This window comes from Pantoea sp. F_5 (assembly GCF_008631595.1).
Lineage (GTDB): Bacteria > Pseudomonadota > Gammaproteobacteria > Enterobacterales > Enterobacteriaceae > Pantoea > Pantoea gossypiicola.
Genome location: NZ_VWUO01000030.1, coordinates 1 through 18721 on the forward strand (window position 1 = coordinate 1; position 18721 = coordinate 18721).

The following is an 18721-nucleotide window of genomic DNA, read 5'->3' on the forward strand; positions in this document are numbered from 1 at the left end:
AGCCATGATCAAACTCTTCAATTTAAAGTTTGATTTGCTGAAACCAGTTCAGCGATGCTCATCTGTAAAACGTCATAATGAATTTCATTATGTGTTCACTCGTGAGGCTTTGATATTTTTTGCGTCCAAAGACGCTGATATCAATCCTGCGAGTGCCCACACAGATTGTCTGATAAATTGTTAAAGAGCAGTGCGAACAGTGCGTTAGCGTCCTGTCGCGAGGTGGCGTATATTACGCTTTCCTCCTGCAGAGTCAACCTCTTTTTCAGAAGTTTTTCTCCGGCGGGTCAGTCTCCTGAACCTTCAACCCGTTTCCCGTTGCCGGTGTGCCGTGTCGATGGAGGCGCATTATAGGGATCCCGTTTCGGAGCACAACCCTTTTTTAGGATCTTTTATCTGAACGGTTATAAATGATCCAGATTGGTGAGATCGCCAGCGATCCGCGTCAGAATTGGCTTGTCAGCTGGCTAAAATGGCATCAGGCTGCAGCGAAAACAGAACAAAGGAGAACAAGATGACTTCCGCCCTACGTCCCTATAAAGATCTTTTCCCGCAAACTGGCCAGCGCGTTATGGTCGATCCAAGCAGTGTTGTCGTCGGTGATGTGATTATGGAGGATGATGTGAGCATCTGGCCGCTGGTTGCGATCAGAGGTGATGTGAATCAGGTCCGCATTGGTGCCCGTACTAATGTGCAGGACGGCAGTGTTCTGCACGTCACGCATAAATCAGCCGCCAACCCCCAGGGCTTCCCTCTTATTATTGGTGAGGACGTCACCGTCGGGCATAAAGCGATACTACACGGCTGTACCATTGGCGATCGCGTGCTGGTCGGAATGGGATCGATTCTGCTGGATGGCGTAATAGTAGAAGAAGAGGTAATGATTGGTGCCGGAAGTCTGGTGCCGCCGGGTAAAAGGCTGGAGAGTGGCTATCTCTACCTAGGTAGCCCGGTAAAGCAGGTCAGGCCGCTGAATGACAGTGAGAAGGAAGGTCTGCGCTATTCCGCTAATAACTATGTTGGCTGGAAAGATGATTACCTGGCGGGAAATAACCAGATCCAGCCCTGATTATCTACATCATCCTGACGAATGGCCGCTTCGGCCTCATCTTCCAGATCCCAGCGATGGTGCTGAAACAGCGCCATCGCCTCCCCTTCACCAAAGCGTGAAACCAGAGACTCACGGCTGATTGCACAGTTCAGCCGCATGCCGTTGACCATTACTGGAAAACAGACCGCGTTCAGTTCAGCGTCATAGGATTCCTCATCCGGGAACTGTATCGCCTGATTCATGGCTGCATGGCCTGCTTAAGCTGAGCAATCACGGGCGTGATTTCCGGCATCACACCGTGCCATATGTAGAAAGCATGCGCAGCCTGACCCACCAGCATCCCCAGTCCATCAGCCAGATGATCACTCCCTTGCGCCTGACACCAGCGTAAAAAAGGCGTCAGCCCGCTTTGGTAAAACATGTCGTAGCAGCGCACTTCAGAATGGATGACCTCTGCAGGTAAAGGAGGCGTTTCTCCATTCACACCACTTGAAGTGGCGTTGATGATCAGATCAAAGCGCTGATCCGCCAGCTGCTCAAAACCAGATGCCCGGATAGTCCCGCTCGCGCTAAACAGGTTCGCCAGCTCTTCAGCACGCGCGGCGGTACGATTGACAACGGTAAGCGTCACGCCTGCTGAAAGCAGCGGCAGAATGACACCGCGAGCGGCCCCGCCCGCTCCCACCAGCAAGACATTGTCGCCAGCGTTGATCATATTTAGCCGTTCAAGATCGCTTAACAAGCCGATACCATCCGTGTTGTCCCCCAGGATCTGCCCATTACTGAGCTTTTTAACGGTGTTTACCGCACCGGACAGAGCTGCACGTTCGCTGAGCTGATCGGCAAATTCCCATGCCTGCTGTTTGAAAGGTAACGTCACGTTGGCACCACGACCTCCCTGCTCGAAAAAAGCAGAAAGCGATTGAGGGAAACCATCAACCGGGGCACAGATACGACCATAGCGATGTTCAATGCCCGTCTGCTCAGCGAAAGCCTGATGGATCAGCGGCGATTTACTGTGGCTGATCGGATTACCAAAAACGGCGAAGTGATCCATGAATTAACCCTGACGTATAAGTTCGCCGCTGATGACATCGCGGATTTCAGAAGGATTGAGTCGTCCACCCGTTTTACCCCACAAAACCGGGAACTGCTCACCAAACTGCTGCTTCACTTCTTCAGCCGTACGGCAGGGAGAATGGCCTGACAGGTTTGCGCTGGTCGAGACCAGCGGTTTGCCAAACGCGCGGCAAAGGGCCTGAACATCAGGATGGTCACTGACGCGAATGGCCAGTGAATCAAACTGTCCGGTAAGCCAGCGAGGCGTCTGTGGCGGCACGGGTACGACAAAAGTCACCGGTCCGGGCCAGCAGGCAAACATTCGCTCCCGCTGGAGCACAGAAAGTTCGCGCGCCGAGATGTAAGGCTCAAGCTGACTGTAATCAGCCGCAATCAGGATGAGCCCCTTCTCTACCGGGCGCTGTTTCAGCGTCAGCAACGCCATAACGGCAGATTCACTGTCTGGGTCACAGCCCAGACCAAATACGGCTTCCGTAGGATAGGCGATGACCGCCTGACGATTCAGATGCTCTAAACAGGTCTCAAGTGAATCGGCGAGGTGTTGATTTTCCATGGTCTATGAATTCTCTTCAGCGATGGCTTTGCCACAACTCTTACTGGCGCAGAAGCGCTTAACGCCCTGAGCCGTTTTTTTCTCAACTAACAGCGGATACTCACAATAAGGACAGATTCCGGCAACGGGTGTCAGATTGACGACAAACTGGCAGGCCGGATAACGATCGCAGGAATGAAACGTTTTGCCATAACGGGAACGCCGCTGAACTAACCGGCCTTCATGACACTGTGGACAGGCCAGCAAGGTTTCATCCGGTTTATCGATGGTTTCTGTGTATCCGCATTCCGGATAGAGGCTGCAGCCGATGAACATGCCAAAACGTCCCTGCCGCAACACTTTATCCGCACCGCATTCAGGACAGGCGTGGCCTTCCAGCACTTTGACCACATGGCCATCGGCCTGACCTTTTAAAGGTCGAATGTAATCACAAGCCGGGTAGTTCGCGCAGCCCAGAAAAGGACCGTGTTTACCGGAGCGGATAACCAGTTCTGCCCCGCAAGCGGGGCAGGGATCCTGTTTACGCACGGTGAAGAGTGCAGCTTTACTCATAGCGATCAATGCATGAAAGGAAATTTAATGCAGCATACCTTCATTGGCGTCGAATAGCAGTTCTTCCATCTGCTGATAGGCATTTTCACATCCCGGGATGTTGAACAACACCATCAGCACTACCCATTTGAGATCCTCAAGGTCAAACTCAGAGGTATCCAGCGCCATGATACGTTCGATGACCATTTCACGGGTTTCCAGGTTCAGCACCTGAATCTGCTCCAGGAATAGCAGGAAACCACGGCTGTCAGCATCTAAACGTTTGCTCTCTTCATCGGTATAAATACGCATTGAGAGCGGATCATTTGTCAGTAAAATTGGTTCTACCAGTCCTTCCTGATAGTCAGCCAGTCTTTCTAACCAGTTCAGCGCACTGTAAACATCTTCACGATGGAACCCGGCATCCGTCAGGTCGTCTGTCAATCTGTCCTGATCAACACCCATTTCTGCTTCGTTGTGGATATATGTCTCAAACAAGTACATCAGTACGTCGAACATGGCATGCCCTCCTCAATCGGACATAGCCGCCGGGTACAGCTGCGATCCATCCTGCTAACTCCAGTTCCAGCAACTGAGCTGAGATAACTGGCACAGATTGGCCGGCACGTTCAGCGACAACGTCAACAGGTGTAACATCATCTCCTACGTTAGCCAACACATCAGCAAATGGCAATGGAGCATCGTCCCTCATCTCAGAATAAATTTCATCCGCCGTAGCCACGGGTAGCCAGTTAAGTGCATTTGCCAGATCTTCTACGATGTTATTAGGATGAGCCACCAGCAGCGCGCCCTGCTGAATCAGCCAGTTTACGCCTTCGCTTAACGGGTTGCCGAGCGCGCCAGGTAAGGCATAGACATTCCGATTTTGCTCCAGCGCATAACGGGCCGTCACCAGTGAACCACTTTTCAGCGAGGCTTCTATCACCAGCACTCCGTGGCTCAGGCCGCTAATGATACGATTTCTGCGTGGAAAATTAAGGGGATGCGGTATGGTCGTCAGTGGAAACTCAGAAACGATAGCACCGCCCTGCTCGACGATCTCTGCGGCAAGGCCTGTATGTTTTTTGGGATAAAGACGCTGCAATCCGCTTCCTAACACCGCCACCGTTTTACCGCCCACGTTGAGTGCGGCCTGATGCGCAACGCCATCAATGCCCCGCGCCAGTCCGCTGGTGATGGTCAATCCGCCCACGCTTAAATGCTGGGTAAACCAGTCGCACCAGTAACGGCCATAGTGAGAGCTGTTCCGGCTTCCCACAATTGCTAACTGAGGTGTACTGAGAACGGCAGGATCGCCATCAATATAGAGCAGGGGCGGAAAACGATTGGTTTCTTTAAGGCGGGCTGGATAAGCTGCATCCAGAGCGGTAATCAGATGATGAGCGGGGCTCTGCGCCAGCCAGGAACAGACATGCTCAATATTTTTTTCATTAAATTCATAGTATTGCTGCCGCTGGCTGGCGTCTAACCCAAGCCGGATAAGCTGCTCATCGTCTGCTGGTCCGGCACCTGTCTGCTGCGCCACGTCAACCCAGCGTTTCCCTGTCATTCCGGTGACGGCAGCCAGCCGCACATACTGCCCTATTTTGTCCATCCCCAGCTCCCTGATTGCCTTTGCTTCCTGCCGTACAATGCTGTCAATCAGGCCTCGAAAAGTCTACAATATGAGGCAGTAATCTTTTCTTAACCGAATACAGATCTGGATATTTATGTCAGTTTTGCAGGTATTACATTTCCCTGACGAGCGTCTTCGCAAAGTCGCCGCGCCCGTTAAAGAAGTTAACGCAGACATTCAGCGTATCGTTGATGATATGTTCGAGACGATGTATGCCGAAGAAGGTATCGGTCTTGCGGCGACGCAGGTCGATATTCATCAGCGTATTATCGTGATTGATGTCTCTGAAAGTCGTGAAGAGCGTTTAGTCCTGATTAACCCTGAGCTGCTGGAAAAAAGTGGCGAAACCGGTATTGAAGAGGGTTGCCTCTCTATTCCGGAACAGCGCGCGTTTGTTCCACGTGCTGAGCGGGTAAAAGTCCGCGCACTTGATCGCGACGGTACAAGTTTCGAGCTGGAAGCCAGCGAGCTATTGGCCATTTGCATCCAGCATGAGATCGATCATCTGGAAGGCAAACTGTTTATTGATTATCTGTCGCCTCTGAAGCGTCAGCGAATCAAAACGAAGTTAGAGAAACTGGCGCGTCAGAACGCGCAGGCTTCCTGAGATCTTAAGAAGGGATAAACGTGTCTGCCCCGCTAAAAATCATCTTTGCCGGCACACCTGACTTTGCAGCGCGTCATCTTGACGCGCTGCTTGCTTCTGAACATCAGGTTATTGGCGTATTCACTCAACCCGACCGTCCTGCGGGTCGCGGTAACAAACTCACCCCAGGTCCGGTTAAAACGCTGGCGCTGGCGAATGACATTCCGGTTTATCAGCCTGAATCACTGCGACCGGAAGAAAATCAGCAGCTGGTTGCTGACCTCAAGGCCGATGTGATGGTTGTTGTGGCCTATGGATTGATTCTGCCAAAGGCCGTGCTGGATATGCCGCGTCTCGGCTGTATCAACGTTCATGGTTCGCTGCTGCCACGCTGGCGTGGAGCCGCACCCATTCAACGTGCGCTCTGGGCTGGCGACAGTGAAACCGGCGTGACCATCATGCAGATGGACGTCGGTCTGGATACAGGCGATATGCTGCATAAGCTCGCTTGTCCGATTACCGCTGAAGATACCAGTGCAACCCTCTATGACAAGCTGGCACAACTTGGACCTCAGGGGCTGCTGGATACGCTGACCTTACTGAGTACACAGCAGGCTTCACCTGAAAAACAGGATGAGACCCTGGCCAACTATGCTGAGAAGCTCAGTAAAGAGGAGGCGCGTCTTGACTGGACACTCTCTGCAGAACAGCTCGAACGCTGTATTCGCGCGTTTAACCCGTGGCCGATGAGCTTTTTCACCATTGACGGTCAACCGGTAAAAGTCTGGCAGGCAAGCGTTCTGCCTCACCGCGATCGTTCACCGGGTGAAATTATCAGTGCGGATAAGCATGGCATACAGGTGGCGACGGCTCAGGGTGTACTGAATCTGCTGCAGTTACAGCCCGCCGGTAAAAAACCGATGTCGGCTCAGGATCTTCTCAACTCGCGCCGGGAATGGTTTGAACCTGGAACCCTTCTGGACTGACTTCCAGGCCCGGTCACTCACCGGGCCTTTTGTTTGATGACAAAACCCTATGACTAAATTAATCAACCTGCGAAGCCTCTCCGCTCTACTTATTAAGCGTGTGGTCGACAAGGGCGAATCCCTGAATACGGCACTCCCCGCCGCCCAGAAAAAACTCTCTGACAAAGATAGCGCGTTAGTGCAGGAAATTTGTTTTGGCGTATTGCGCACATTGCCGCAGCTGGAAGCGCTGATTGGCAAACTGATGGAGCGTCCACTGACCGGCAAACAGCGGGTTCTGCACTATCTGATTATGGTCGGGCTTTATCAGTTGGAATATACCCGAGTGCCTGCCCATGCCGTACTGGCAGAAACCGTCGCGGGCGCCGAAGTCCTGAAGCGTGCCAGCCTGAAAGGCTTATTAAATGGGGTATTACGCCAGTTTCAGCGCCAGCGGGAAGAGCTGCTCGCCAGCATTCAGGATGGCCCGCAGCGTTATCTGCATCCGGGCTGGCTGCTTAAGCGATTGCAGCACGCCTGGCCGGAACAGTGGGAGCATATCGTCGAAGCCAATAATCTGCGTCCGCCGATGTGGCTGCGGGTTAACCGTCAGCATCAGGAGCGTGATGCGTGGCTGGCCTTGCTGGTCGAAAGTGGCAGGAATGCCCAGCCTGCTGACGATGTGCCGGATGCGCTGCGGCTTGACGCGCCTGCCCCGGTCAGTCAGTTACCCGGCTTCGACCAGGGTTGGGTGACGGTGCAGGATTTATCCGCTCAGCGCTGTGCTTTACTGCTTGAACCGCAAAATGGCGAACAGATTCTGGATTTATGTGCGGCTCCTGGCGGTAAAACGACCCACATCCTTGAAATCGCGCCGGAAGCCCAGGTGCTTGCCGTTGATGTGGATGCGCAGCGCCTTAAACGTGTTGATGAGAATCTGCAGCGGCTGGGTTTAAAAGCGCAAGTGAAACAGGGTGATGGACGGACGCCGCAACAGTGGTGTGGTGAACGTCAGTTTGATCGTATTCTTCTGGATGCGCCCTGCTCTGCGACCGGTGTGATCCGACGCCATCCTGATATTAAGTGGCTGCGCCGCGATCGCGATATCGCTGAGCTGGCAAAACTTCAGAGTGAAATTCTTGATGCCATCTGGCCGCACCTGAAACCCGGCGGTACGCTGATTTATGCCACCTGCTCTATCCTGCCAGAAGAGAATCATCAGCAGATAGAGGCGTTCCTGCAACGCCAGCACGATGCCCGGGCGGAACCGCTGCGGGATGCGCCCGCGAACGGGTTGCAGGTCTTCCCGCAAGCAGAAGGCGGTGATGGTTTCTTCTACGCTAAGCTGATAAAGAAATCGGGCACAAATTGAGATGAGTATTGATAAGCGATGAAAATAATCATTCTGGGTGCAGGACAGGTTGGCGGAACCCTGGCAGAAAATCTGGTAGGTGAAAACAACGACATTACGGTGGTCGATACTGACTCTTCGCGCCTGCGTCATCTGCAGGACAAGTTCGATTTGCGCGTTGTTCAGGGTCATGGTTCACATCCTCGAATTTTGCGTGAGGCGGGTGCGGAAGATGCCGACATGCTGGTAGCCGTAACCAACTCGGATGAAACCAACATGATTGCCTGCCAGATTGCTTATTCGCTTTTCAATACGCCGAATCGCATCGCCCGTATCCGCGCGGCAGACTATCTGCGTGATGCAGACAAATTGTTTATACCTGAAGCGGTGCCTATCGATCATCTGATCTCACCTGAGCAGCTGGTAATCGATAATATCTACCGGCTGATTCAGTATCCTGGCGCATTGCAGGTAGTTAACTTTGCTGAGGGAAAAGTCAGTCTGGCAGTGGTAAAAGCCTATTATGGCGGGCCGCTGGTGGGAAATCCGCTCTCGATCATGCGTGAGCATATGCCACATATTGATACGCGTGTAGCTGCGATATTCCGTCAGGACCGCCCTATTCGTCCGCAGGGCTCAACCATCGTAGAAGCGGGCGATGAAGTCTTTTTCATCGCAGCAAGCCAGAACATTCGTGCGGTGATGAGTGAAATGCAGCGGCTGGAGAAACCTTATAAACGGATTATGCTGGTCGGTGGCGGCAACATCGGTTTCGGTCTGGCGCAGCGGCTTGAGAAGCACTACAGCGTTAAGCTGATTGAACGTAATCCCCAGCGCGCAGCGGAACTCGCAGAACATCTGCATGACACGGTAGTTTTTTATGGCGATGCGTCCGATCAGGAGCTGCTCGCTGAAGAACACGTTGAGCAGGTCGATCTGTTTATCGCCGTTACCAACGATGATGAAGCCAACATCATGTCTGCCATGCTGGCGAAAAAGATGGGTGCGAAGAAGGTAATGGTGCTGATCCAGCGCCGCGCTTACGTCGATCTGGTCCAGGGCAGCGTCATTGATATCGCTATTTCCCCTCAGCAAGCCACAATCTCGGCTCTGCTGGGTCATGTGCGCAAAGCGGATATCGTGGGCGTTTCATCACTACGACGCGGTATTGCAGAGGCGATCGAGGCGATAGCGCATGGTGACGAGTCGACTTCACGCGTTGTAGGTCGTTCGATTGATGACATCAAACTGCCACCAGGAACCATTATTGGCGCAGTCGTTCGTGGTGATGATGTGATGATTGCCAACGATAACCTGCGTATTGAACAAGGCGATCATGTCATCATGTTCCTGACCGATAAGAAATTCGTGTCAGATGTGGAACGTCTCTTTCAGCCGAGTCCGTTTTTCCTGTAAATACCGCTTTTACAGGCTAACTCCGCATACAGCATGCAAAACCGCTGCTTAATTGGCTGTGTTGATGGAAAAAACAGTGAGGTTTGTTAGACTTTATGGCGTTGGCTTGGGCAAGGAGATAAGTATGAGTTTAATCAAAGAGTTTCGTGATTTCGCAATGCGCGGCAATGTAATGGATTTAGCCGTGGGTGTCATCATCGGTGCGGCATTCGGCAAAATCGTTTCATCATTAGTCGCTAATATCATCATGCCACCATTAGGCCTGCTGATCGGCGGAGTCGATTTCAAATCATTCGCCTGGGTTCTTAAGCCTGCAACAGGCGATGCGCCAGCTGTTGTTATGCAGTACGGTATCTTCCTTCAGACCATCTTTGATTTCGTCATTATCGCTTTCGCGATCTTTATGGCGATTAAATTGATGAATCGTCTGTACAAGAAAAAGGAAGTGGAGAAGCCGGTTGCTAAACCGTCAAACGAAGAAGTCTTACTGACCGAAATCCGCGATCTGCTGAAACAGCAGAACAACCGGGTATAGTGAACAAGCCGCCTTAAAGGCGGTTTTCTTTACTGAAAAAGCAGAAGTGCAGTGATAAGACGCTTTCTTATCACTGCCCTCCCATCCAGATCCCTTACCATGTTTCTCTTTCCGCTTAAAACTGCCCTTACCCTTTTGCTTCTGCTCAATACGTTGTCGAAATAACGGGTCGTGCAGCAAAGCCTGAATCGCGTTATCGCGAATTTGCCCTTTAGTGTGCTGATATTTACTCATAACGCCTCCTGTTGAGATGGTCAGATACTCTATTCCTTTGCTGCAAAATAACAAGATGCTTATTTACTCAACGTCTCTCCCCGCTCCAGCGCCTCAAGAATTGAGCACGAAATGCTACTGTGACTGTCACCACAACATGCGTCCGAGAGGTGACGCAAAGAACGTTGCATCGTTTCCAATTCCGCGATCATCTGAGCCACTTCACTTAGCCGTTTTTCAACGATCGCTTTCGATTCCTGACAGGTATGATGCGCAGGATCCACCCGGATAGAAAGTAGTTCTCTGATGGCTTCAAGGCTAAACCCCAGTTTACGACCGTAGCGGATGAATTTCAGACGCTGAAGATCGGCATCGGTGTAAAGGCGAAATCCCCCTTCAGTACGACCGTCATGATCCATCATCTGCTGTTTTTCATAAAAACGGATGGTGTCTGGCGTGACCTCAGCAAGTTTAGCTAACTGTCCGATGCGAAACATCTACTCCTCCTCGCTGAAGTGATTCTGAAGGGCTGTCGAATAATCACTATGCAAAAAATCAGTGCTCATACCCGCCTGACGTAATCGCAGCTCCAGCAACTGAAGTCGATGACAATGATCCTGATAGCGATGATCTGCAGGATCAAGCTGGCGAATAAGATCGTTCACTTCCATGGCCTCCCGTCTTAACGCCAGCTCCGGCGGCAGAAAGCCCGAATTTTTAAGTAGCCGGTAGCCCGCTCTTAATTCAGGAGGAACATGACTGTCATCATCCAGCTGTAACGGCTTGCCTGAGCCCGGAAGATTGCTCAGCTCACCCTTTTCCAGCGCTGCCTTAATGTGCTGTTCAGCAAGTTCATCAACCAGCCACATAATTGGCTCCTTTGAGAACGAAAGACATCTTTCTAAGGTAGTAAATTTCAGGCAATAAAAAACCCGCCGAAGCGGGTTTTTTACGTTGCTACAGATTACTCTGCGGCTGCTTCTGCTTGAGCTTCTGGACGATCAACCAGCTCGATGTAAGCCATCGGAGCGTTGTCACCAGCACGGAAGCCACACTTCAGAATACGAGTGTAACCACCGGCACGGCTCGCGAAACGCGGGCCCAGCTCATTAAACAGTTTTGCCACGATCTCGTTATCACGAGTACGGGCGAATGCCAGACGACGATTAGCTACGCTGTCGGTCTTGGCAAGAGTAATCAGCGGCTCAACTACGCGACGCAGTTCTTTGGCTTTCGGCAGAGTCGTTTTGATGATCTCATGACGAACCAGAGAACCGGCCATGTTGCGGAACATAGCCTGACGATGGCTGCTGTTGCGGTTCAGTTGACGACCACTCTTACGATGGCGCATGACCTTATCCTTCTCAGTGAAACCTTAACCTGTGATCTGATTATTCATCAGCAATGCTTGCTGGCGGCCAGTTCTCGAGACGCATGCCCAGAGAAAGACCACGCGAAGCCAGCACATCTTTAATCTCAGTAAGAGATTTTTTACCAAGGTTAGGCGTTTTAAGCAGCTCAACCTCGGTACGCTGTACCAGATCACCGATGTAGTGGATAGCTTCTGCCTTAAGGCAGTTAGCAGAGCGGACAGTCAATTCCAGATCGTCAACAGGGCGCAGCAGGATCGGATCGAATTCTGGTTTCTCTTCTTTAACTTCCGGCTGACGTACATCACGTAAGTCAACGAAAGCTTCAAGTTGTTCTGCCAGAATGGTTGCCGCACGACGAATCGCCTCTTCAGGATCGATTGTACCGTTGGTTTCCATTTCGATGACCAGCTTGTCCAGGTCGGTGCGCTGCTCTACACGCGCTGCTTCAACATTGTAGGCGATACGGTCTACAGGGCTATAGCAAGCGTCAACTAACAGGCGGCCGATTGGGCGCTCATCTTCTTCCGAATGAATTCGGGCAGAAGCCGGCACATAGCCACGTCCACGCTGAACCTTGATACGCATGCTGATAGCAGCGTTCTCATCGGTCAGATGGCAAATGACATGCTGAGGCTTGACGATTTCGACATCACCATCATGGGTAATGTCGGCTGCAGTCACAGGGCCAATGCCAGATTTATTCAGGGTCAGAATAACTTCATCTTTACCCTGAACTCTTACCGCCAGCCCTTTCAGGTTGAGCAGGATTTCCAGGATATCTTCCTGTACGCCCTCTTTGGTGCTGTACTCATGAAGTACACCATCAATTTCAACCTCGGTCACCGCGCAACCCGGCATGGATGAAAGCAGAATACGGCGCAGTGCGTTACCAAGAGTATGGCCAAAGCCACGCTCTAAAGGCTCAAGGGTCACCTTGGCGTGCGTCGAACTCACTTGCTCGATATCTACCAGGCGCGGTTTTAGAAACTCTGTCACAGAACCCTGCATTGTGTCCTCTCTTTGGTACTAAGCTTTACTTGGAGTAAAGCTCGACGATCAGGTGTTCGTTAATGTCCGCAGACAGATCGGTACGTTCAGGAATACGCTTGAACACACCTTCCATCTTAGTCGCATCAACTTCCAGCCAGGTTGGCTTTTCACGCTGCTCAGCCAGCTCCAGAGCGGCCTTCACGCGAGATTGCTTTTTGGCTTTCTCACGGATGCTAACGACATCATTCGGAGATACCTGATAAGAAGCGATGTTAACAACGCGGCCATTTACCAGAACAGACTTGTGGCTTACCAGCTGACGTGCTTCTGCACGAGTGGCACCAAAGCCCATACGATAAACTACGTTGTCCAGACGACCTTCCAGCAGAGCCAACAGGTTTTCACCGGTGTTGCCTTTCAGACGAGCTGCTTCTTTATAGTAGTTACGGAACTGACGCTCCAGCACGCCGTAGATACGACGAACTTTCTGCTTTTCACGTAACTGACCGCCGTAATCAGACAGACGCGGTTTACGCGCACCATGCTGACCAGGGGCTTGTTCAATCTTACACTTGGAATCAATCGCGCGAACGCCAGACTTAAGGAATAAGTCAGTGCCCTCACGACGGCTCAGCTTGAGCTTAGGACCCAAATATCTTGCCATTTTCTTTCTCCAACTATCCTAAAAAAACGGGCGTTATACGCGACGTTTTTTCGGCGGACGACAACCGTTATGAGGGATCGGAGTCACATCAGTAATATTAGTGATGCGGAAACCAGCGGCGTTCAAAGCACGAATCGTAGATTCGCGACCTGGACCCGGACCCTTTACCATAACTTCCAGGTTCTTAATTCCGTAATCTTTTACCGCTTCTGCACAGCGCTCTGCAGCGACCTGAGCAGCAAACGGAGTGGATTTACGTGAACCGCGGAAACCGGAACCACCGGCGGTTGCCCAACCCAGTGCGTTACCCTGGCGATCAGTAATGGTAACGATGGTGTTGTTAAAAGAAGCATGGACATGAGCCACGCCATCTGAGACTTGTTTTCTTACACGCTTGCGTGCACGAACTGGTGCCTTTGCCATTATTTACTCACCCCGATTATTTCTTGATCGGTTTACGCGGACCCTTACGGGTACGTGCGTTGGTCTTAGTACGCTGACCGCGAACCGGAAGACCACGACGATGGCGCAAACCACGGTAGCAACCAAGGTCCATAAGACGCTTGATGCTCAGGGTGATTTCACGGCGCAGATCACCTTCTACAACGAATTTCGCAACTGCATCACGCAGCTGATCAATTTGTTCTTCAGACAGCTCACTGATCTTAACATTTTCAGCAATACCCGTTGAAGCGCAGATGGCTTTTGAACGGGTTTTACCGATACCGAAGATCGAAGTTAATGCGATAACGGTATGTTTCTGATCAGGAATGTTAATGCCTGCTATACGGGCCACTATGCACTCCTATAATTAAACAAGCACGTCCCATGCTGAAAAGCCCGTTTTCAGGATACTCAAATGGAAACGTACTGACATACAAAAGATTGGCTGGCTAATCTAGCCAGCTCAACCCGACTTTGCAAGAAAAATATGTGACAAAATCAGCCTTGGCGCTGTTTATGCTTTGGCTCGGCGCTACAGATCACACGTACGACACCGTCGCGACGAATGATTTTGCAGTTACGACATAATCTCTTGACGGAAGCACGAACTTTCATTTTTACTCTCCGTAACTTCTCAACCAACTGAATTAACGGCCGTAGCCTTTCAGGTTAGCTTTCTTCAGTGCCGACTCATACTGACTGGACATCATCAGAGTTTGCACTTGAGCCATAAAGTCCATGATGACGACAACTACGATGAGCAGTGAAGTACCGCCAAAGTAGAAGGGAACCTTCATCGCATCACGCATGAACTCCGGGATAAGGCAGATAAAAGTAATATACAGCGCGCCGATTAAGGTCAGTCGCGTCATCACTTTATCAATATACTTCGCCGTTTGCTCTCCCGGACGAATTCCCGGTACGAATGCACCAGACTTCTTCAGGTTATCTGCTGTTTCACGTGGGTTGAAAACCAACGCCGTATAGAAGAAACAGAAGAAGATGATTGCAGTCGCATAGAGTAGCACATAAAGCGGCTGTCCTGGCTGCAAATACAGCGAAATTGTTGTCAGCCAGTTCCAACCGGTACCGCCCCCAAACCACGATGCAATCGTTGCCGGGAACAGAATAATGCTGGAAGCAAAGATGGCTGGAATAACACCCGCCATATTCACTTTCAACGGTAAATGTGTGCTCTGTGCAGCGTAAACGCGACGACCCTGCTGACGTTTTGCGTAGTTCACCACGATGCGGCGCTGACCACGTTCAACGAAGATAACAAAGAAGGTCACTGCGAATACGAGTACTGCAACCAACAGCAACAGAAGGAAGTGCAGGTCGCCTTGCCGCGCTTGCTCGATGGTATGGCCAATGGCCGGCGGAAGACCCGCAACGATACCTGCGAAGATAATGATCGAAATACCGTTACCGATACCACGTTCAGTAATCTGTTCGCCCAGCCACATCAGGAACATCGTTCCTGAGACCAGACTCACAACAGCGGTAAAGTAGAAAGCAAAGCCTGGATTCATGACCAGGCCTTGCATCCCTGGCATATTCGGCAGACCGGTAGCAATACCGATAGACTGAAATATGGCCAATACCAACGTACCGTATCGGGTGTACTGACTAATCTTGCGACGGCCAGCCTCCCCTTCTTTCTTAATTTCCGCTAACGCTGGATGAACCACCGTTAATAACTGGATGATAATCGATGCCGAAATATACGGCATGATACCCAGTGCGAAAATAGAAGCACGGCTAAGAGCACCACCAGAGAACATGTTAAACATTTCTATGATGGTGCCACGCTGTTGCTCAAGCAGTTTGGCAAGTACAGTGGCATCAATACCAGGGATTGGAATAAAAGAGCCAATGCGGAAGACAATGAGTGCGCCGATTACAAACAGCAGTCTGCGTTTCAGCTCACCAAAGCCGCCTTTGGCACTTTGAAAATCTAATCCCGGTTGTTTAGCCATCTGCTACTTATTCCTCGATTTTACCGCCAGCAGCTTCGATTGCAGCACGAGCACCTTTGGTGACACGCAGTCCGCGAATCGTTACCGGTGTAGATACTTCACCAGACAGAATTACTTTAACGAATTCAATCTGAACACCGACAATGTTGGCTGCTTTCAGCGCGTTCAGGTCGACGATACCGCCTTCAACTTTCGCCAGATCAGACAGACGAATCTCTGTAGTGATCATTGCTTTGCGAGAGGTGAAACCGAACTTCGGCAGACGACGGTACAGAGGCATCTGACCACCTTCGAAACCGCGACGTACGCCACCGCCAGAACGTGAGTTCTGACCTTTGTGACCACGACCACCGGTTTTTCCGAGGCCAGAACCAATACCACGACCCAGACGCTTGGTAGCGTGCTTAGACCCTTCGGCCGGAGACAGAGTATTTAAACGCATCTCTTACTCCTCCACTTTAACCATATAGTAAACCGCGTTAACCATACCGCGTACTGCAGGCGTGTCTTCACGCTCAACGGTGTGGCCAATACGACGCAGACCCAGGCCAACCAGAGTGGCTTTATGCTTAGGCAAGCGGCCGATTGAACTACGGGTTTGAGTGATTTTAATAGTCTTAGCCATCGTGATTACCCCAGAATTTCTTCAACGGATTTACCACGCTTAGCAGCGACCATTTCCGGAGATTTCATATTGCCCAGGCCGTCGATAGTTGCACGAACCACGTTAATCGGGTTAGTAGAACCATAGGCTTTTGCCAGTACGTTATGAACTCCAGCGACTTCCAGAACGGCGCGCATTGCACCACCGGCGATGATACCGGTACCTTCTGAAGCCGGCTGCATGAACACGCGGGAACCCGTGTGTGCACCTTTAACAGGGTGCTGCAGGGTGCCGTTGGTCAGCGCGACGTTAACCATGTTGCGACGGGCTTTCTCCATCGCTTTCTGGATTGCTGCTGGAACTTCACGCGCTTTACCGTAACCAAAACCTACGCGACCATTACCATCGCCTACCACAGTCAGTGCTGTGAAGGAGAAGATACGACCACCTTTAACAGTTTTAGAAACACGGTTTACCGCGATCAGTTTTTCCTGCAGTTCGCCAGCTTGTTTCTCGATGTGTGCCATCTTAGACCTCTACCTTAGAACTGAAGGCCAGCTTCACGGGCAGCATCTGCCAGTGCCTGGACGCGACCATGATATTGGAAACCGGAACGGTCGAAAGAAACACCAGTGATGCCTTTTTCGATTGCGCGTTCTGCAATAGCTTTACCTACTGCAGCTGCGGCTTCTTTATTACCGGTATACTTCAGTTGTTCAGTGATAGCTTTTTCTACAGTAGAAGCAGCGACCAGAACTTCGGAACCGTTCGGGGCGATTACCTGTGCGTAAATATGACGCGGGGTACGATGTACCACCAGGCGAGTAGCACCCAGCTCTTTGAGCTTGCGACGTGCACGGGTCGCACGACGGATACGAGCAGATTTCTTATCCATAGTGTTACCTTACTTCTTCTTAGCCTCTTTGGTACGCACGACTTCGTCGGCGTAACGGACACCCTTGCCTTTATAAGGCTCAGGACGACGGTAGGCGCGCAGGTCCGCAGCAACCTGACCAATCAGCTGTTTATCAGCGCCTTTCAGCACGATCTCAGTCTGAGTTGGACATTCTGCAGTGATACCCGCGGGCAGCTGGTGATCGACTGGATGAGAAAAGCCCAGAGACAGGTTTACCACGTCGCCTTTAACGGCTGCACGATAACCTACACCAACCAGCTGCAGCTTCTTAGTGAAGCCTTCGGTAACACCGATAACCATTGCGTTCAGCAGCGCGCGAGAAGTACCCGCCTGCGCCCAGCCGTCAACGAAACCTTCGCGCGGAGCGAAAGTCAGAGCGTTGTCAGCATGCTTAATTTCAACAGCATCATTGATAGTACGAGTCAGCTCGCCGTTTTTACCTTTAATCGAAATTACCTGACCGTCGAGTTTTACCTCTACGCCGGCAGGAACAACGACAGGTGCTTTAGCAACACGAGACATATGTATCCTCCGATTACGCTACGTAGCAGATAATTTCGCCACCAAGACCTGCCTGGCGCGCTGCACGATCAGTCATGACACCTTTGGATGTAGAAACTACAGCGATGCCCATACCAGCCATTACCTTTGGCAGCTCATCTTTTTTCTTATAGATGCGCAGGCCAGGACGGCTTACTCGCTGAATGCTTTCTACAACAGCTTTGCCCTGGAAATACTTAAGAGTCAGTTCCAGTTCCAGCTTGATGTCGCCTTCGATTTTGAAATCTTCAATATATCCTTCTTCCTTCAGAACGTTGGCAATTGCCAATTTCAGCTTGGAGGAAGGCATGGTGACCGCAACTTTGTTCGCGGCCTGACCGTTACGGATACGGGTCAGCATATCCGCGATCGGATCTTGCATGCTCATCTGTGTTACTCCCGTGATTCAATTGGTGACAATTACCAGCTAGCCTTTTTCAGACCCGGAATTTCACCGCGCATGGCGGCTTCGCGGACCTTGATACGGCTCAACCCAAACTTCCGCAGGAAACCGTGCGGACGACCTGTTTGACGGCAGCGGTTACGCTGACGTGAAGGGCTGGAATCACGCGGCAGACTCTGCAGCTTCAGAACAGCATCCCAACGGTCTTCGTCGGAAGCGTTCACATCAGAGATGATCGCTTTCAGTTCAGCGCGTTTAGCGAAGAATTTGTCTGCTAATTTTGCACGCTTAACTTCGCGCGCTTTCATAGATTGCTTAGCCATTAAGTAACCCTACCTTACTTACGGAACGGGAAGTCAAAGGCAGCCAGCAGAGCACGGCCTTCATCATCAGATTTCGCAGTAGTGGTAATGGTGATATCCAAACCACGAACGCGATCGACTTTGTCGTAGTCGATTTCTGGGAAGATGATCTGCTCACGTACACCCATGCTGTAGTTGCCACGACCATCAAATGACTTAGCGGACAAGCCACGGAAGTCACGGATACGTGGAACTGCAATGGTGACCAGACGCTCAAAGAACTCCCACATGCGCTCGCCACGCAGAGTTACTTTACAGCCGATCGGATAGCCCTGACGGATTTTGAAGCCTGCAACTGATTTGCGTGCTTTGGTGACCAGCGGTTTTTGACCGGAGATTGCTGCCAGGTCTGCTGCTGCGTTATCCAGCAGCTTCTTGTCAGCGATCGCTTCACCAACACCCATGTTCAGGGTGATCTTCTCGACCCGAGGGACTTGCATGACAGAATTGTAGCCAAACTCTGTCATGAGTTTCTGGACTACTTCGTCTTTGTAGTAATCATGCAGTTTCGCCATCGTACTACTCCAAA

The 18721-nt window shown here is 51.3% G+C and carries 31 protein-coding genes; 7 read left to right on the forward strand and 24 right to left on the reverse strand.

Going from position 1 to position 18721, the window contains the following annotated elements; translation table 11 throughout:
• Positions 1-184 (forward strand): hypothetical protein (locus F3I44_RS24070; RefSeq protein WP_223817519.1); only part of this gene is annotated, 184 nt, incomplete at its 5' end.
• Positions 185-514: 330 nt separating this feature from the next.
• The gene (locus tag F3I44_RS22785) at positions 515-1069 is read left to right on the forward strand and encodes a gamma carbonic anhydrase family protein (RefSeq protein ID WP_150015827.1); all 555 of its coding nucleotides are present in this window, start codon (positions 515-517) and stop codon (positions 1067-1069) included.
• Here F3I44_RS22785 and F3I44_RS22790 read toward each other — a convergent pair.
• From F3I44_RS22790 to dprA, 6 genes are read right to left on the reverse strand one after another with little or no spacing between them, the layout of a single operon-like run.
• Positions 1036-1293 carry a DUF1488 domain-containing protein gene (locus tag F3I44_RS22790; protein WP_150015828.1) on the reverse strand — a complete coding sequence of 86 codons (258 nt, stop codon included), beginning with the start codon at positions 1291-1293 and terminating at the stop codon, positions 1036-1038. The genes F3I44_RS22785 and F3I44_RS22790 overlap by 34 nt on opposite strands.
• Positions 1290-2108 (reverse strand): shikimate dehydrogenase, encoded by an 819-nt coding sequence (gene aroE, locus F3I44_RS22795; protein WP_150015829.1) that lies wholly within the window; start codon positions 2106-2108, stop codon positions 1290-1292. Before aroE ends, F3I44_RS22790 begins: the two co-directional genes overlap by 4 nt.
• Positions 2109-2111: 3 nt before the next feature.
• Positions 2112-2684 carry an L-threonylcarbamoyladenylate synthase type 1 TsaC gene (gene tsaC, locus F3I44_RS22800; RefSeq protein WP_150015830.1) on the reverse strand — a complete coding sequence of 191 codons (573 nt, stop codon included), beginning with the start codon at positions 2682-2684 and terminating at the stop codon, positions 2112-2114.
• 3 nt (positions 2685-2687) lie between these two features.
• Positions 2688-3236 carry a topoisomerase DNA-binding C4 zinc finger domain-containing protein gene (locus F3I44_RS22805; RefSeq protein WP_150015831.1) on the reverse strand — a complete coding sequence of 183 codons (549 nt, stop codon included), beginning with the start codon at positions 3234-3236 and terminating at the stop codon, positions 2688-2690.
• Positions 3237-3260: 24 nt separating this feature from the next.
• Complete coding sequence (smg, locus tag F3I44_RS22810) at positions 3261-3734, reverse strand: DUF494 family protein Smg (protein ID WP_013359228.1); 474 nt, start codon at positions 3732-3734, stop codon at positions 3261-3263.
• Positions 3706-4830: a DNA-protecting protein DprA gene (gene dprA, locus F3I44_RS22815; RefSeq protein ID WP_150015832.1), complete on the reverse strand. Its 1125-nt coding sequence runs from the start codon at positions 4828-4830 to the stop codon at positions 3706-3708. Before dprA ends, smg begins: the two co-directional genes overlap by 29 nt.
• Before the next feature lie 115 nt (positions 4831-4945).
• Here dprA and def point away from each other — a divergent pair, with 115 nt between their 5' ends.
• The 5 genes from def to mscL all read left to right on the forward strand — a co-directional run bounded on the left by def (position 4946) and on the right by mscL (position 9704).
• Positions 4946-5458: a peptide deformylase gene (def, locus tag F3I44_RS22820; protein ID WP_150015833.1), complete on the forward strand. Its 513-nt coding sequence runs from the start codon at positions 4946-4948 to the stop codon at positions 5456-5458.
• Between the two features lie 20 nt (positions 5459-5478).
• Entirely contained in the window at positions 5479-6423 is a 945-nt protein-coding gene (fmt, locus tag F3I44_RS22825; protein WP_150015834.1) for a methionyl-tRNA formyltransferase, read from the forward strand.
• A 49-nt stretch (positions 6424-6472) separates the two neighbouring features.
• Complete coding sequence (gene rsmB / locus F3I44_RS22830) at positions 6473-7774, forward strand: 16S rRNA (cytosine(967)-C(5))-methyltransferase RsmB (protein WP_150015835.1); 1302 nt, start codon at positions 6473-6475, stop codon at positions 7772-7774.
• Between the two features lie 18 nt (positions 7775-7792).
• A complete protein-coding gene (gene trkA / locus F3I44_RS22835; RefSeq protein ID WP_013359233.1) occupies positions 7793-9169 on the forward strand; it encodes a Trk system potassium transporter TrkA in 1377 nt (458 codons plus the stop codon).
• Between the two features lie 124 nt (positions 9170-9293).
• Positions 9294-9704 carry a large-conductance mechanosensitive channel protein MscL gene (gene mscL, locus F3I44_RS22840; RefSeq protein WP_150015836.1) on the forward strand — a complete coding sequence of 137 codons (411 nt, stop codon included), beginning with the start codon at positions 9294-9296 and terminating at the stop codon, positions 9702-9704.
• Here mscL and F3I44_RS22845 read toward each other — a convergent pair.
• From F3I44_RS22845 to rplE, 18 genes are all read right to left on the reverse strand, one after another.
• Positions 9654-9938: an alternative ribosome-rescue factor A gene (locus tag F3I44_RS22845; RefSeq protein WP_150015837.1), complete on the reverse strand. Its 285-nt coding sequence runs from the start codon at positions 9936-9938 to the stop codon at positions 9654-9656. The genes mscL and F3I44_RS22845 overlap by 51 nt on opposite strands.
• A 59-nt stretch (positions 9939-9997) precedes the next feature.
• Positions 9998-10414, reverse strand: a complete 417-nt coding sequence (gene zntR / locus F3I44_RS22850; protein ID WP_150015838.1) for a Zn(2+)-responsive transcriptional regulator — start codon at positions 10412-10414, stop codon at positions 9998-10000.
• Complete coding sequence (locus F3I44_RS22855; RefSeq protein ID WP_150015839.1) at positions 10415-10786, reverse strand: DnaJ family domain-containing protein; 372 nt, start codon at positions 10784-10786, stop codon at positions 10415-10417.
• A 95-nt stretch (positions 10787-10881) separates the two neighbouring features.
• Positions 10882-11268, reverse strand: a complete 387-nt coding sequence (gene rplQ / locus F3I44_RS22860; protein WP_003850180.1) for a 50S ribosomal protein L17 — start codon at positions 11266-11268, stop codon at positions 10882-10884.
• A gap of 40 nt (positions 11269-11308) precedes the next feature.
• Positions 11309-12298, reverse strand: coding sequence for a DNA-directed RNA polymerase subunit alpha (rpoA, locus tag F3I44_RS22865; RefSeq protein ID WP_003850179.1), 990 nt, complete (start codon positions 12296-12298; stop codon positions 11309-11311).
• Positions 12299-12323: 25 nt separating this feature from the next.
• Positions 12324-12944, reverse strand: coding sequence for a 30S ribosomal protein S4 (gene rpsD, locus F3I44_RS22870; protein WP_008927131.1), 621 nt, complete (start codon positions 12942-12944; stop codon positions 12324-12326).
• Positions 12945-12977: 33 nt separating this feature from the next.
• Positions 12978-13367, reverse strand: coding sequence for a 30S ribosomal protein S11 (rpsK, locus tag F3I44_RS22875; RefSeq protein ID WP_004160563.1), 390 nt, complete (start codon positions 13365-13367; stop codon positions 12978-12980).
• 16 nt (positions 13368-13383) lie between these two features.
• Positions 13384-13740, reverse strand: coding sequence for a 30S ribosomal protein S13 (gene rpsM, locus F3I44_RS22880; protein ID WP_003850176.1), 357 nt, complete (start codon positions 13738-13740; stop codon positions 13384-13386).
• A 146-nt stretch (positions 13741-13886) separates the two neighbouring features.
• Positions 13887-14003 carry a 50S ribosomal protein L36 gene (rpmJ, locus tag F3I44_RS22885; protein WP_010252805.1) on the reverse strand — a complete coding sequence of 39 codons (117 nt, stop codon included), beginning with the start codon at positions 14001-14003 and terminating at the stop codon, positions 13887-13889.
• A gap of 32 nt (positions 14004-14035) precedes the next feature.
• Positions 14036-15367 (reverse strand): preprotein translocase subunit SecY, encoded by a 1332-nt coding sequence (gene secY, locus F3I44_RS22890; RefSeq protein WP_003850175.1) that lies wholly within the window; start codon positions 15365-15367, stop codon positions 14036-14038.
• 7 nt (positions 15368-15374) lie between these two features.
• The gene (gene rplO / locus F3I44_RS22895; RefSeq protein ID WP_150015840.1) at positions 15375-15809 is read right to left on the reverse strand and encodes a 50S ribosomal protein L15; all 435 of its coding nucleotides are present in this window, start codon (positions 15807-15809) and stop codon (positions 15375-15377) included.
• Positions 15810-15812: 3 nt separating this feature from the next.
• Positions 15813-15992, reverse strand: coding sequence for a 50S ribosomal protein L30 (rpmD, locus tag F3I44_RS22900; protein ID WP_017345842.1), 180 nt, complete (start codon positions 15990-15992; stop codon positions 15813-15815).
• 5 nt (positions 15993-15997) lie between these two features.
• The gene (gene rpsE, locus F3I44_RS22905) at positions 15998-16498 is read right to left on the reverse strand and encodes a 30S ribosomal protein S5 (RefSeq protein WP_003850164.1); all 501 of its coding nucleotides are present in this window, start codon (positions 16496-16498) and stop codon (positions 15998-16000) included.
• A 14-nt stretch (positions 16499-16512) separates the two neighbouring features.
• A complete protein-coding gene (rplR, locus tag F3I44_RS22910) occupies positions 16513-16866 on the reverse strand; it encodes a 50S ribosomal protein L18 (RefSeq protein ID WP_003850163.1) in 354 nt (117 codons plus the stop codon).
• A gap of 9 nt (positions 16867-16875) precedes the next feature.
• A complete protein-coding gene (gene rplF / locus F3I44_RS22915; RefSeq protein ID WP_150015841.1) occupies positions 16876-17409 on the reverse strand; it encodes a 50S ribosomal protein L6 in 534 nt (177 codons plus the stop codon).
• A 13-nt stretch (positions 17410-17422) separates the two neighbouring features.
• Complete coding sequence (rpsH, locus tag F3I44_RS22920) at positions 17423-17815, reverse strand: 30S ribosomal protein S8 (RefSeq protein ID WP_003850158.1); 393 nt, start codon at positions 17813-17815, stop codon at positions 17423-17425.
• Between the two features lie 32 nt (positions 17816-17847).
• A complete protein-coding gene (gene rpsN, locus F3I44_RS22925) occupies positions 17848-18153 on the reverse strand; it encodes a 30S ribosomal protein S14 (protein WP_008927132.1) in 306 nt (101 codons plus the stop codon).
• Between the two features lie 14 nt (positions 18154-18167).
• Positions 18168-18707, reverse strand: a complete 540-nt coding sequence (gene rplE, locus F3I44_RS22930; RefSeq protein ID WP_003850155.1) for a 50S ribosomal protein L5 — start codon at positions 18705-18707, stop codon at positions 18168-18170.
• Positions 18708-18721: the final 14 nt, after the last annotated feature.